The organism is Romboutsia sp. (assembly GCF_056995035.1).
Genome location: NZ_JBXKIW010000086.1, coordinates 19296 through 34538 on the forward strand (window position 1 = coordinate 19296; position 15243 = coordinate 34538).

Below are 15243 nucleotides of genomic sequence, written 5' to 3' on the forward strand. Positions count from 1 at the left end.
ATCTCAACACAATATATTGTATATTTTTCAAATAAAATACTATATATTGTGTCTAAATAAAAAAACACCTTCGATTAGATATATTTATGTTTCCAAGAGAATGTATTTTATATTACTAATAAATTTTTATTTGATTTTATTAATTCTTACCATAAATCACTTTAATTTTAAATTCAATTTAGTATGTTATATACTCCATAAATTAAATCTATTAATTTAAATATTTATAAATTAATTTTTACAAAAATTGTCGTTTTTAATTTTCAGTTTTTCTGATTTTTTTTTGATCTACTACTTGTTTTTTTGATCTTTTTAAGTTATAATTATTTCACAAGCTTAGTTAATAGGTTTGGATTTTTAAATACACGGAGGTTTTTTATAATGAAAAACGGAATAGTAAAATGGTTTAACAGTGAAAAAGGATTTGGATTCATATCAGTAGACGGTGGAGAAGATGTTTTCGTACATTTCTCAGCTATACAAGGTGATGGATACAAAACTTTAGAAGAAGGCGAAAAGGTTAGCTTTGAGATAACTCAAGGAGCTAGAGGACCTCAAGCTGAAAACGTAAATAGAATATAATTATATTTAATATATATTTTTATTTCAAGAAAAAGAAGCTTATAGCTTCTTTTTTGGTTGTCTATTTTTATTTTCTATTATGTTTTATTACAAAAATAAAAATGAGTACTTAACAAAATACTCATTTAAAATAATATTACCTTTTTTATTAATGTTTTATTATAAATCGTATAATTTCAATTACTTCATACTCAATTAAGCTAAACATCTTATATACAACATGACTTTTAGGTATATTTGCTAGTTCATCATTTTCTATATATGTTTTAGATATTATTTCTTCAATAGCATCATACTCTATATTTAATGTAGGCGTATCAAAGTCTTTTATACATATTCTAAAAATATATGTTATATTTGTGGCTTCACTTATATATTTCTCTATATATTCTACTTTTATTTTCTTATTTTCAAACATAGATTGTATCATAAAAATTCCTCCTACTAATTCTTACTAGTAAGTTTGTCCATAATACATTTTAATTACTCTGAATAAATATTCATTCTATTTCCTCTAACAAAACCTATAAGGCTCATATTTACAATATTAGCTAAATCAATTGCTACATTAGTTGCAGCTGATCTTGATATTATACAATTTATATTTAGCTTTGCACATTTTAAAATCACTTCGGATGTTATTCTTCCACTTGTTAATATTACTTTATCTTTAATGTCTATATCCTGTTCTAAGCATTTTCCTATTATTTTATCAAGTGCATTATGCCTACCTATATCTTCTTCAAAAAATATTATATTATTAAAATCACTAAGGGCTACACTGTGTACTCCGCCTGTTTCTAAAAATAACTTAGACATTTTATTAAATTCATTCATAATCTTAGAAACACAAGAATATTGTATATTCCTATTATATGAATTAATATTTACTTTTAGCTTGTCTAATTCGTTATAATAGATACTTCCTTTTCCACATCCTGAAGTTATAATTCTTTTTTTATTGGATTTTTCATTTAATAAATCTTTATTATTAAGTTCTATGTTTACATATCCTTTTTCTTCAAATAACTCTATATTATTTATATCATTTATACTTTCTATTATACTTTCTGAATGTAAAAATCCAATTGCTAGCTCTTTTAAAGACTGAGGAGTACATGTTAAAGTTATAAATTCTTCTCCATCTAAGAATATAGTAAATAGATATTCAACTATAACAGAATCTATTATTCTTTCAATTGACTGCGATTCATATCTTTTAATACTATATTTTTTAACTACATTCATAATTTTCAACTTCCCTTTTGTATAAATTTAATTCTTCTTTTGTATTTAAATTTATAAATATATCATTTCTAAACTCATGCTCTCTAAATTCTTTTCCATCTATATAACTAACATTTTTATTAGTTCTTTCATAAAAACTTATTACGGATCTTTTGCTGCCATAAAGTAAATAATCCTTTATTTCATGGCTGAGTTCCTTTTTATAGAAACCTTGGAAAAGTTGTATTTTATTATTAATATTTGATATATATATATCAAAACTCTTTTTAGTTTGAATATCTTTTTCTACTTTGCTTTTTAAATAATTTATGTATCTACCATCAATATTTGGCATATCGCAAGCTATAAAATACACATAATCACTTAAACTCTGCTTTAGACCTACTGCTATACCTGCTAAAGGCCCCATATTTTTTATTTCATCACTTACTACATTGTACTTACAATCTTTATAATATTCTTTTTTGTTAGTTACTATTGTTATATCATCAAAATGATTTTCTAATTTTCTAGCTATCTCAAATATTAATCTTTTTTCATTTATGATCAAACATTGCTTGTCAAATTCCATTCTTGAACTTTGACCTCCAGCTAGAATTATTGCACTTTTAAAATTGTCCATACTTACCATCCTAACTTTATAATTTTAAATAAGGATATAAACTTAGCTGCTTATATCCTTATTTTTTATATTAAACTGAATTTATTTCTCTTTACTAGTCATAATTATTTATGCCGTAACTATTTGAGCCACATTAATTTTTTCAACTTTTATAGCACAAACTTTAAGATCTGGAACTTTACTTATGCTATCTAGTGTTGTATTTGTAAGATAGTTTGCTGCTCCATCTGCAAAGTGGAAAGGCATAAAGAACACATCTTCATCCACTATATCTGTTATCTTAACAAATGTCTCTATTTCCCCACGTTTTGATGCAACTTTTATTTTCTCATTATCTTCAAATCCAAGTTTTTTAGCCGTTATAGGATTCACTTCTATATACGAATGTGGTGCTTTTTGATTTAATCCTTCTACTCTTCCTGTCATTGTTCTTGTATGATAATGATATAATATTCTTCCATTTACAAGTGTATATGGATATTCTTCACTTAAACCTTCAAAGCTTAATGTGTAATCACATGGTACAAATGTTGCTCTTCCTTTTGCAAATTTACCTACATGTAATACTTTAGTTCCTGGATGGTCTAAACTTGGACATGGCCATTGTAATCCATCATTTTCTATTCTATCATAGTTGATTCCCCCATAAGAAGGAGTAAGTATACTTATTTCATCCATTATTTGACTAGGATTTTCGTATATTTTATCATATCCTAATTTATTCATAACTTCCATAAGTATAACCCAATCAGGTTTTGAGTCTCCTACAGGTTCTATTGCTTTTCTGATTCTTTGAACTCTTCTATCTGTATTTGTAAATGTTCCATCTTTTTCTGCAAATGATGCTGCAGGAAGTACTACATCTGCAAATTCTGCTGTCTCTGTTAAGAATATATCTTGAACAACTAAGAAATCTAATTTTTCAAAAGCTTTTTGTATATGATTTATATCTGGATCTGATATCATTGGATTTTCTCCCATTATATATAGGAACTTAATTTTATCTTCACCAATTTCATGAGTTATCTCTGGAACTGTTAAACCTACATTTCTAGATAATTTAACATTCCATGCTTTTTCAAACTTTTGTACTATTTCTTCATCAGCTACCTTTTGGTACCCTGTAAATACATTAGGAAGTGCTCCCATATCACAAGCACCTTGAACATTATTTTGTCCTCTAAGTGGATTTACACCACCAAACTCTTTACCTAAATTTCCACAAAGTAAAGCTAAGTTTGATACACTCATAACATTATGAGTTCCTTTTGAATGTTGAGTTATACCCATTGAATAGAATATTGCAGCATTTTGAGCCTCAGCATATATTCTAGCAGCTTTTATTATATCTTCTTTGTCTACACCACAAATTTTTGATCCTTCTTCTGGTGTATAGTCTTTTACTAACTCTACTAAAGCTTCATAGTTCTCTGTTCTTTCTTTTATGTAATCTATATCTTGTAGATTCTCAGATATTATTACATTCATCATAGTATTTAAAAGTGCAACATTCGTGCCTGGTTTTATCTGTAAAAATACATCTGCACGATCTGCTAATTCTATTCTTCTAGGGTCCGCTACTACTAACTTGGCACCCTTTGTTACTGCTTGCTTTATCTTTATTCCTATTACAGGATGATTTTCTGTTGTATTTGAACCTATTACAAATATAGAATTTAAATCTTTTACTTCTTCTATGCTATTTGTCATAGCACCACTACCTAATGTAGTTGCAAGCCCTGCAACTGTTGAAGAATGTCAGAGTCGAGCGCAGTGGTCTATGTTATTTGTTCCTATTACTCCTCTTATCATTTTTTGGAATAAGTAGTTTTCTTCATTACTACATCTCGCTGAAGATAGTCCTGCCATTGAATCGCTTCCAAAATCAGTTTTAATTCTATCGTGATTTTGAGCTATATAATCATATGCTTCTTCCCATGTTGCTTCTTCAAATTTTCCATCTCTTTTTATTAATGGTTTTTTCAATCTGTCTTCATGATTTATAAATTTATATCCAAATTTACCTTTTACACATAGTAATCCATCATTAACAGCATTTTCTATAGGTTGACTTCCTACTACTCTATCATCTTTAACTGATAATTCTAATTGGCATCCAACTCCACAGTATGAACAAGTTGTTTTTACTTTTTCCGTATTGTAAAATTCTGCATTTTTAGGAACTAATGCTCCTACTGGACAAACCGACACACAGTTACCACAAGATACACAACTTGAATCATCTAACTTTTCTCTAAAAAATGGTTTTATCTCTGTATGATAACCTCTATCAACTGCATCTATCGCACTTACTTCTTGAAGCTCATCACATACTCTTATACATTTTTTACACAATATGCACTTGTTAGGGTCATAATAATAAAATGGATTGCTGTCGTCAACTGGCAATTTTTTAGGAGTATTTTCATATTTAGGTTTGAAATTATGTAAATATATACTTGAATAATCTTGCAGTTTACAAGAACCTGTTCTTTCACAGGTTGTACACTCTAATGGATGATCTGATATCATAAGTTCTAATATTTCACGTCTTGCATTTCTTACTTTAGGACTGTTTGTTTGTACTTGCATACCTTCTTTTACAAAAGTTGCACAACCTACTTCTAGATTTTTAGAGCCTTTAACTTCTACTACACACATTCTACAAAGACCACTTGGATTTAACCTATCATCATTACAAAAGTTTGGTAACTCTATCCCTATACTCTTGCATGCTGATAATATTGTAGTCCCCTTTTCAACACTTAGTGGCGTGTTGTTTATGGTTACATTTATCACTATGTTCCCCCCTATGATAAGTTTTTATATACTTTTATAATAATAAGCTATATTCAACTATATATACTTTATATACTTTCGTCTTTTAATATGCTTATTCCTTCTTTAATATGATATTTTTCGATAATTTTAATATCAATTGGGAAATTTAAAATTTATTTAGAAAATACATAATCATATTTTTACACTCATTATTTATACAAAAAAAGTGTCTCAAAATGATTTTTAAAAATCATTTTGAGACACCTTCATTTATATAATTTATTGATTTTTGTAATTTATTATATATTTTTATTATTCAAATATAAAGAATAAAGGCTCTCCATATTTATCAACACCATATTCTTTTATCTTTGTTTTCATTTCATCTGACTTGTAGTATTCTGTAAGTTTATTTGTTATATCTTCTTTTTCTTTTGGTAAGTCAGATATTGATACTATACTATATACGTTCTTTAAAGATTCATCAGAATTTATTACTATATCTAAGTCTTTATTTTCTTTTTTAGTTGCTAAGTAAGTTCCTTTGTCTGTTAATGTGTATGCTTGCATTTCATTAGCCATTGTTAATGTTGCACCCATACCTTGTCCTGATTCTTTATAATTTTCAAATTTATTTTCTACCTCAGCTTTTTCCCATAGTGATAATTCTTTTGTATGAGTTCCAGATTCATCTCCTCTAGATACAAAATTTAAGTTATTTTCTTTTATATATTTAAGTGCATCTATTGCATTCATATTTTTCATTTTTGCAGTATGCTCACTATCTTTTGGTCCTACTATCACAAAGTAATTGTACATTATTTCAGTTCTATCATTCCCATATCCTTCTTTTATAAAGTCTTCTTCTTTTTGTTTAGCATGTACAAATAATATATCTGCATCTTTGCTTTTACCTAATTCTAAAGCTTCTCCAGTTCCCTTAGCCACTACCTTTACATCTACATTATTTTCTTTTTCAAAATCAACTAATGTATCTTCTAAAAAACCTGTATCTTCTAAACTTGTTGTTGTAACTAATGTTATCTCTTTTACTGTTTCAGCTTTTGGTTCTTCTTTTTGACTAGTAGAAGAACAAGCTACCATTGTTAACGATAATACCCCCGCTGTTAATAAACTTAAAACTTTATTTTTCATCTTCATATTCCCCAAATTCCCCCTATTTAATTATCTTTTCTTATCTTTATTTTACCAACATATTACATTTAAGTCAACGAAACATATCTATTTTTATCTAAACATAATAAAACATATCTGAAATACAATTATTGCAGATATATTGTTATCTTTTATAGATAGTAATAAGTCAAAGTCTAGATTCTTTAATTTATTATCATTTATAATCCATTTTCATCATTTTTCATATCGTTTAATTTCATTTTTTTATTATAGTTAATATAATTTATAAACAAAAAGGTATTGTAATAATCTACAATACCTTTTAAAACTTAAACTCATCAAAAAATTCTTCAGTTTTATATTCACCTATTAAATTTAAATTTTCCATAAATACTATAAAATCACTTATTCTTTTAGCTTGCATAAAATCATGAGTTATAAGTATTACAGTTTTGCCTTTATCTTTAAGTTGTGTTAGTTTCTTTTCAACCTGTTTTATTGTTTCAAAATCCATGTTTGCCATAGGTTCATCAAACATATTAAATTCCTTATTTAATACTAACGTTCTTATAAATTGTGCTTTTGCTTGCTCTCCACCTGAAAGCTTTCTTATATTTGTATTTAATCTGTTATCTAGTTTAAATTCTTCTATCAATTTTTTCAATTCATCTCTAGATAATAGATTATCATTTTTACTATATTTATATAAATACTCAAAGTTTTCTTTTAATGTACCAGATAGAAAATTTCCTTTTTGTGGATTATAAGCTATATATTTATGTATAACATCCTCACTAAAGCCTTCATCATTTATATCTATACTACCTTTATTAAAATTAATTATATTGTACATTATCTTAACTAATGTACTTTTTCCACTTCCATTATGTCCTAAAATCGAATATATATATCCTTTCTTAAATTCTAATTTATCTATTTTGAGAGGTTTTTGATATTTTATTTCTTTTATCATATTTTCAATAACAATCATCTTATCATTATCTCCTTAAATATTTTTTTGTAGTTTTCTAATTAAAACTGTAGATACTATTGATATTGCAAGAAGTATTGTAGCTATTATTAAAGATTCATCAAAATTACCCATCGATGTTGATAATGAAATGTATGTTGTCATAACTCTTGTTGAACTTTTTATATTTCCTCCAACAAGCATAACTGCCCCTACCTCTGATATTCCTCTTCCAAATATCGCTACTATAACTGTAATCAAATGGTTTCTTATTTCTCTTAAAAACAGCTTTATTGTTTGTTTCTTACTTACTTGAAGTATTTTACAAGTTACTAAAATATCTTCTCCAAATTTATCTAATAAATCTATTATAAGCGTCATAGCCATAGGTATTAATAACATAGTTTGAGCTATTATCATAGCTGTAGGCGTAAATAAAAGATTTAAACTGCCTAGTTGTCCTTTTCTTGATAGTACTAAATACACTAAAAGTCCCATTACCACAGGAGGTGTACTCATAAGCGAATTTATTAACGTTATAAATTGCCTTTTAAATTTAAACTCTTTTAAATATACAATTACACTTGCTATTGATGCTATTGACGCTGCTATTATTGTAGCTGTTATTGTTACTCTCAATGATAATAGTACTATTTGTACTATTTCCATAATCTTAATTTCCATCATTATCCTCTCTCCCCTAGTATATACCCCTATATATTACCATATATAGATATTACTTTATATAAATTTTTATTGTATTACAATTTAATATAATTAATTTTAAATTCAACTTATTTTTATATGATTTGATTTGATAAAATGTTAAAATATACATATATATTAAAGGAGGTATGACATGAATTCAGAATCATCATTAACCCCTGTAGATGTCGCTGATTTATTAAAAATAACAAAAAATACAGTATATGAATTGATTAAAAGAGGGGAATTGCCTTCTTATAAAATAGGTAGAAAGATTAGAATCGATAAAGAAGATGTTGAAAATTATATAAATAATCAAAAATCTACTATAAGTTCTATTGAAAATTATTCTTCAACTAAACATTCAAGTATAAATGTTAATTTTCCATCAAATATAACTGACGAGTTTATAATTTGTGGACATGATACTATTTTAGATATATTATCTCGTCATTTAGAACGACATCCTAAAGGTAATAGAGTTCTTCGCTCTTATCTAGGCAGTTATAATGCTTTATATGAATTATATAACAATAGAGTTTCTATTGCATCAACACATCTTTGGGATCATAAATCTAATGAGTACAATATTCCTTTTGTTAGAAATATGTTACCTGGGATACCATGTGTTATTATAAATTTATGTTATAGATCTCATGGTTTTTATGTACAAAAAGGAAATCCTAAAAATATAAATACTTGGGAGGATTTAAGTAGACCTGATGTTAAATTAATTAATAGAGAAAAAGGTTCTGGTACAAGAATTTTATTAGATGAAAAACTAAATTCATTAAAAATCAATTCTTCTTTAGTTAATGGATATAATAATGAAGAATTTTCTTCTCTTAGTGTAGCTAGCTTTGTTGCACAAGAGGCTGCTGATGTTGCACTTGGTCATGAAAAAATAGCTAACCAAGTCAATCTTATTGATTTTATCCCTTTACAAAAAGAAAGGTATGATTTAGTAATTAAACAAGAAGATTTAAGTAATCCTACTTGTCAAGCCGTTATAGACATCCTCAATTCTAATGCATTTAAGTATGAACTTGAAGGTATTGGTGGGTATGATTTAAGTGATATTGGTAAAATAATTTCATATACATAAATTTAAAGAAGCTGTCTTAAAATCATATATTTTGAGACAGCTCCTTTATTAGCACTAATTAGTAAATTCCACTTCATATTTTATAATTTTACCACTATCTTCTAAGTTATATCCACCTAATTTTCTTATCTTTTCTTTAAATGAATCATCATTTATTGTTTCCAATAAATATTTCATAAAATTAGTTTCTAAAGTTTCAACTTTTATGAGCAAATCATATTCTTCTTCACATATAGGTATAAAGTCTAAATCAAATACTTTAGCTGCAGAATATACTCCTAAACCACAGTCTGCATCATCATTTTGTATAGCCTTTGCAAGAGACATGTGAGTAAATTCTTGTCTTTCGTAACCATTTATCTCACCTTTTTTTATGTTTTCTTTTTGTAATAAATAGTCAAATAAAATTCTAGTACCAGAACCTTTTTGTCTATTTATATATCTAACATTTACTAAATCAGATATACTTTTTATATTAAGGGGATTTCCTTTTCTAACCATAAGCCCTTGTGTTCTTTTTACTAACTTTACAACAGCCATATCTTCATGTATATATTTTCTTATATAGCTTTCATTATAATTTTCACTTTCCGTATCAAATAAATGTATTGGAGCTGTATGACACTCTCCTTTTTTCATTGATAAAATTCCTTGGAAACTTCCTACATGAGTTGAACTTAATTTCACTTTCCCAAAAGATTTTTTGGTTAATTCATCATTTATTAAGTCCATTACTATATCATGACTACCTATTGAAACTATTGTTTTATTTATTTCACATATATCATTTAAAAGCTCCACTTTAATTTTGCTTCCTTCATCTATCCCTTCTACATTTTGAGGAATTCTTATTACCCCATCTGCATTAACAAGACTTGTAACTGTACCTGCACCTCTTTTTATAGGTGTCGCTATGTACTTTCCATCTATATTTCCTATTTTAACTCTTACAAATTCTTCATATTTTAAAGAACTCATTACTCTTTTACTAAGTGTTGCTTCTATATATGGATTTTCTTTGCTTTCTTTATATGTAAGTTTATTTATTACTGGTTTTACTATGTTTTCAAGTACTACCCAAGCCGATACTGGATATCCTGGTATCCCTATTATAGGTTTATTTTGTCCATGTCCAAGTATTGCAGGCTTTCCTGGCTTTATAGCCAATCCGTGAATTAAAACTTGTCCTATTTCATATATTACGTCATGAGTAAAATCTTCTCTTCCTTGCGAAGAACCTGCATTTATTAAAACCATATCACATTCATTTAATGCATTTAATACACTGTTTTTAATTTTATCATAATTATCTTCAACTATAGGATATATAATTGAAACTGCTCCATATCCAAGTAATAAACCTTCAAATAATCTAGAATTAAATTCTATTATATCTCCTACTTTAGGGGTTTTATGTCTATCTATAAGTTCTGTTCCTGTTGGTATTATACCAACCTTAAATTCTTTAAATACTTTTACATTATCTACCTTTGCACTAATCATAGCAGCTATATCTTGAGATCTTATTTTATGAAAACTTGGTATTATCATTTCTGTTTCTACCACGTCCTCCCCTAAACATCTTATATGTTGCCATGGTATAGCTGGTTTATATATTTTTATATTACCATTTTCTTTTTCTAATAAATCTTCTACCATTATAACAGCATCAAATTCTTTTGGTATAGGGTCCCCTGTATCAACTTCTACATAATCTTCATTTTCTTTTAATGTTATTATATTTTGTTCATTAGCCATAAAAGTAGATTCTGCTTTTATTGCTACACCATCCATTGCAGAACAATTATAAAATGGCGAAGAAAGATTTGCATAAACTGCATCACAGCTCATCCTATTTAAACACTTTTCTATTTCTACATACTCAGTTTCTAGATGTTTTAGATTTTCTATTACTTGTAGGTATTGGTTTAGGCCTTCATCTAATGGTATATTGGTTAAATATTTTCCCATCTTTAATCTCCCTTATCTAAATTTATTTAAGTAATAACAATTTATAATATTATATTTAAAATACATATACCTTAACTAATTGTCCTTTATGTATTCCTTCTAAGTCTCTATCTATTTTTATATATCCATCACAATTCGCAAATTGCTTAATTGTACTTGATTTGGAAAATATAGGTGAACATATTGACTTATCATTTTCATTTTTTATATTTACAGCTAAAAATTCTTCTCTTCCTTTTGCTTTGTGATAATTATATTCAAATTCACAAATCATATATTTATTATTTTTATTTTCAAATAAAGATTTTATATACGGTTTAACTATAGATTCAACTACAAAAGCACATGAAAGTGGATGTCCTGGCAAACCTACTACAAGCTTTTCGTTAACATTTGCTATAATAGTTGGTTTTCCTGGTTTTATAGCTATTCCTTCTATAAGTACTTCACTATTTTCAAAACTTTCTATTGCTTTTAATGTTTCATCTTTTTTACCTACCGAACTTCCTCCTGATATAAGTACTATGTCACACTCATTTATTGCTTTTCCCATTAATTCTATTATTTGTGATAAATTATCTTTTACTGGGGGGTATATTATTGGATTTAAACTTATATTTTTTAACTGACCATATAAAATATATGCATTGATGTCTTTTATCTTCGCTTCTTTTATATTTTCATCTAAGTTAAGTATTTCGTCCCCTGTTGAAATAATTCCAACTACTAAGTCTTTATACACAGATATGTCTTTTCTATTAGCTCCTGCTAGTACTCCTAAGTCTCTTTCATTTATTAAATGTCCTTTTTCATAAAGAACTTCATTTTCCTTTATATCTTCTCCAATTTCAACGATATTTTCGTTAAATGATATTCCTTTTTGAATTAGTACTTCATCATCGTTTAATTTTTCACAATATTCTATCATAACAACACCCTGGGCATTTTGTGGTATCATTGCTCCAGTTGGTACATATACACAGGTTTCTTCCTCTAAAGTTATATCACATAATTTACCCATGTGACTTTCACCTATTAACTTAGTTTGTATAGAATTTGTTTCACTAGCTGAAAATACATCTTTAAAAAGTACTGCATATCCATCTACTAGAGATTTTCTAAAATGAGGTACATTTACTTTAGATTTTATTTCACATGCTAAATATTTATTTAAACTATCTACTAAGCTTACTTTTTCAGTTTTTAAGTTTTTAGTAAATGTTTCTTTCATTGTGTTTAATGCTTCTTCTACACTTACTACGTCAAATAATTTCATACATCTCCTCCTAATTTTTTCCATATCATTATTTTGATAATCATAATCTTCTACAAAATTGCTTAAATCTATCATCTCTGTATCAAAGATTTTTATGTACGTATTTATGCCTTGTGCTAATGTTATACTCTACATTTCATAAAAATCAGACCATTTTTTTATATTTACTTTATATTCACCTATCACTTCTTATAATTCAACATTTTTCTTATAAATCCTCTTTAATAAATATATTTTACTTTAATTTAAATGCTTAATGTTTACTTTCAAATAAAAAAACACTCCCATAAAGGTAGATTCTCATATCTAACTTTATAGGAGTATTTTTATTTTTTAGATTTTTTATATACACTCTTATCTATATATTCTTTTTTTATTACATTTCCATTAGAATCTTTATAAAGTCTATATGTTTTAGCAGCATCTAAACCATCTTCTTTAAAAGTATCTACTATTATATCTATATTTTTCCTATCTGATTCATTACCATATATTCTAGATGTAACTGTTCCATTTCCTACTACATTTTTTATATATACAGGATTAGAATATGGATTTTCAAATCTAAAATCTGTTCCACCATCATTTACCATAGCATCTCTTCCTAAAGGAACATAACTTGATGCTAAGGAATGATTAGTTACTGCAGTTAGTTGCATCCCTGAAATTAAAACTGAGTTGTATAAAGTTGTAGATACTTGGCAAACTCCCCCACCAACTGCATCTTCTAATTTTCCATTTACTATAACTGGTGCATCTTTATATCCATTTGCTTTATTTCTAAAACCCGACAAATTATTATATGAAAACTCTTCACCTGGCATTAATACTATATCGCTAGTTCTACTTGCTGCTATTTTTATATTATTTACTCTACTTGCTGCATTTGTAGAAAATTTAGTAGTAAACTGAGCAAGTAAAGTATTTACACTTTTAGCATCTTCTGTTTTTATATATGGCTTTTTTACATTAACTTTTAGCCCTATTTCATTGTATTCTTTATTTTTAATATTATTTATTATACTTTCTTTAGTAGATGCTATATCTAATTCTTTTCCAGTGCTGGACGGATTAGTACTTATCCCTCCTGAGCTTGATACATAAATTTTCGCATTTATCATGTCTACATTTATTTCATTTGACATCTTTTGTATAGATTCACTCAGTTTAGCTTCATCATAAGAAGATTTAAGTTGTATATCTTTCTTATTACTTTTAAGATGGAAATATCTTTTAATATTCTCAAAGTACTCATCTGTTTTTGTGTAATTGTAAGCTTCTTCTACTGATTCTTCTACATTGTACTTTAAATCTATATCTGTTGGTAATATTTCATGTTTCTTACCTTCATATGAAAGGTATATACTCTTGGGGCTCTGGCTACTTACCACTGCTTCTATAGCCTTTTCTTTTGTCATTTGCGAAACATCTACATTCTCTATAAATATATTTTTAGCTATATTATTGTTATATATATATGTTTGATTAAAATGATCAATTATAATTCCTAAAACAAAAACTACAACTATAGCACAAATGATACTGTTCCCTTTTTTATTTTTATTTAAATTTTCAACTCTAATTGGCTTCTTTGTATCACTATTTTTATTTGACATTTGTTTACTCATTACCCACCTCATTTTTAAGACTATCTAGATTATATTTTATTAATTTCCTTTAAACAAGATTTATGTATAATATGTAACTTTATTGTTACATATTATCGTAAATTAACTATTACTGGGTAATGGTCTGAATATTGAACTAAATCTACCGTGTAATTATCTATCGATATTAGCTTATCTACAAATATATAATCTATCCTGGCATCGCTTTTTTCAAAGGTACATGATTTATATTTATTGGTACAAACTGCACTATCATGAAAAGCATTTATATTTATATTCTTTTCATTCATATCTCCACATATTAGATTTCTACCAACTAGTCTATGCGTATAGTCTAGTATTTCACTTATTTGTTTTTTTCTCTCACTATTATCTAAACCTAGATGAGTATTAATAACATTTATTTTTCCACAATCAGAAAATATGTTTGTATATAAAAAACCTCTTTGTTCTTTTTCACTAGTCAAGAAAATATGACTATGATTTTCAATTTTAGATTTAGCAAATGTACAGATACCATACATAATATTAGGTTTATTTATATTTGCTGCAAATACTCCATCCATTTTTAAATATAATTTTAGTTTTGCAAATTGATGATATAGGACTTCCTGTAAACAAATAACATCACAGTCTAGTTCTTTTAAATATTTACTTATTTTTCTTAATGTAAATTTATTATTACTATCCATTCCTTTATGAATGTTATATGTTACTATTTTCATATTCATTACCCTCCAAAATAATCAAGTATTTTATTTCTATATTAAAAAACCTAGCTTAGGATATAATTACTTTACCAAGCTAGGTTTTTTCTAAAGATTTTCTATTATATTTATACATTTATTAATGTTTTATCTCCTTTTTTATTCTTATAAACTTTCCTTGATTCACAACAAATACAAATCCCATCTTTCTATATATTTCATCTAATTCGCTTAAAGTTACTTCCCCGTTCTTTAAGTTAGCTAAAGTTATTTCTTGTACTTTTCTTGTTGTAATCATCATTAGTTACCACTCCTTTTAAAATCGTTTATACTTTATTATATTTTCTATTTATTAGAATTATTACTCATTTATTATTTTTTTAATATAATTTCAATGTAATTTTAATATAAATTTTTCAAACAATCGTTCCTTAACTTCATTATACTTCAAACAGTCGTTCGCTTCAATAGTAAAAATTAATTTTTATAGTTTTGTATTATATAAATATTT

At 26.6% G+C, this 15243-nt stretch carries 14 protein-coding genes; 2 read left to right on the forward strand and 12 right to left on the reverse strand.

Annotated features, from left to right (window positions below; all coding sequences use genetic code 11):
• The first annotated feature begins 381 nt into the window (after positions 1–381).
• Positions 382–582 (forward strand): cold-shock protein, encoded by a 201-nt coding sequence (locus AC11VW_RS14055; protein WP_026900796.1) that lies wholly within the window; start codon positions 382–384, stop codon positions 580–582.
• Between the two features lie 148 nt (positions 583–730).
• Here the strand turns inward: AC11VW_RS14055 and AC11VW_RS14060 are convergent, their stop codons facing one another.
• The 7 genes from AC11VW_RS14060 to AC11VW_RS14090 all read right to left on the reverse strand — a co-directional run bounded on the left by AC11VW_RS14060 (position 731) and on the right by AC11VW_RS14090 (position 8027).
• Positions 731–1012, reverse strand: a complete 282-nt coding sequence (locus AC11VW_RS14060; protein WP_484302059.1) for a hypothetical protein — start codon at positions 1010–1012, stop codon at positions 731–733.
• Between the two features lie 53 nt (positions 1013–1065).
• Positions 1066–1830 carry a formate dehydrogenase accessory sulfurtransferase FdhD gene (gene fdhD / locus AC11VW_RS14065; RefSeq protein WP_484302060.1) on the reverse strand — a complete coding sequence of 255 codons (765 nt, stop codon included), beginning with the start codon at positions 1828–1830 and terminating at the stop codon, positions 1066–1068.
• Positions 1817–2452 (reverse strand): molybdenum cofactor guanylyltransferase, encoded by a 636-nt coding sequence (locus AC11VW_RS14070; protein WP_484302061.1) that lies wholly within the window; start codon positions 2450–2452, stop codon positions 1817–1819. The genes fdhD and AC11VW_RS14070 overlap by 14 nt, the downstream gene beginning before the upstream one ends.
• 108 nt (positions 2453–2560) lie before the next feature.
• On the reverse strand, positions 2561–5251 hold the full coding sequence (gene fdhF / locus AC11VW_RS14075) for a formate dehydrogenase subunit alpha (RefSeq protein WP_484302071.1): 2691 nt from the start codon (positions 5249–5251) through the stop codon (positions 2561–2563).
• 294 nt (positions 5252–5545) lie between these two features.
• Positions 5546–6394: an ABC transporter substrate-binding protein gene (locus tag AC11VW_RS14080; RefSeq protein WP_484302062.1), complete on the reverse strand. Its 849-nt coding sequence runs from the start codon at positions 6392–6394 to the stop codon at positions 5546–5548.
• Between the two features lie 298 nt (positions 6395–6692).
• Positions 6693–7361 (reverse strand): ATP-binding cassette domain-containing protein, encoded by a 669-nt coding sequence (locus AC11VW_RS14085; RefSeq protein ID WP_484302063.1) that lies wholly within the window; start codon positions 7359–7361, stop codon positions 6693–6695.
• A gap of 15 nt (positions 7362–7376) precedes the next feature.
• Positions 7377–8027 (reverse strand): ABC transporter permease, encoded by a 651-nt coding sequence (locus tag AC11VW_RS14090; protein ID WP_484302064.1) that lies wholly within the window; start codon positions 8025–8027, stop codon positions 7377–7379.
• A gap of 172 nt (positions 8028–8199) precedes the next feature.
• Between AC11VW_RS14090 and AC11VW_RS14095 the strand changes: the two genes are divergently transcribed.
• Positions 8200–9150, forward strand: a complete 951-nt coding sequence (locus tag AC11VW_RS14095; RefSeq protein ID WP_484302065.1) for a substrate-binding domain-containing protein — start codon at positions 8200–8202, stop codon at positions 9148–9150.
• A 54-nt stretch (positions 9151–9204) separates the two neighbouring features.
• Here AC11VW_RS14095 and AC11VW_RS14100 read toward each other — a convergent pair whose 3' ends face one another.
• From AC11VW_RS14100 to AC11VW_RS14120, 5 genes are all read right to left on the reverse strand, one after another.
• Positions 9205–11121: a molybdopterin biosynthesis protein gene (locus AC11VW_RS14100; protein ID WP_484302066.1), complete on the reverse strand. Its 1917-nt coding sequence runs from the start codon at positions 11119–11121 to the stop codon at positions 9205–9207.
• 55 nt (positions 11122–11176) lie between these two features.
• Complete coding sequence (locus AC11VW_RS14105) at positions 11177–12397, reverse strand: molybdopterin molybdotransferase MoeA (RefSeq protein WP_484302067.1); 1221 nt, start codon at positions 12395–12397, stop codon at positions 11177–11179.
• Between the two features lie 326 nt (positions 12398–12723).
• Positions 12724–14025 carry a VanW family protein gene (locus tag AC11VW_RS14110; RefSeq protein WP_484302068.1) on the reverse strand — a complete coding sequence of 434 codons (1302 nt, stop codon included), beginning with the start codon at positions 14023–14025 and terminating at the stop codon, positions 12724–12726.
• Positions 14026–14117: 92 nt separating this feature from the next.
• Positions 14118–14750: an endonuclease/exonuclease/phosphatase family protein gene (locus tag AC11VW_RS14115; protein WP_484302069.1), complete on the reverse strand. Its 633-nt coding sequence runs from the start codon at positions 14748–14750 to the stop codon at positions 14118–14120.
• A 121-nt stretch (positions 14751–14871) separates the two neighbouring features.
• Entirely contained in the window at positions 14872–15033 is a 162-nt protein-coding gene (locus tag AC11VW_RS14120; RefSeq protein ID WP_484302070.1) for a hypothetical protein, read from the reverse strand.
• Between the last annotated feature and the right edge of the window lie 210 nt (positions 15034–15243).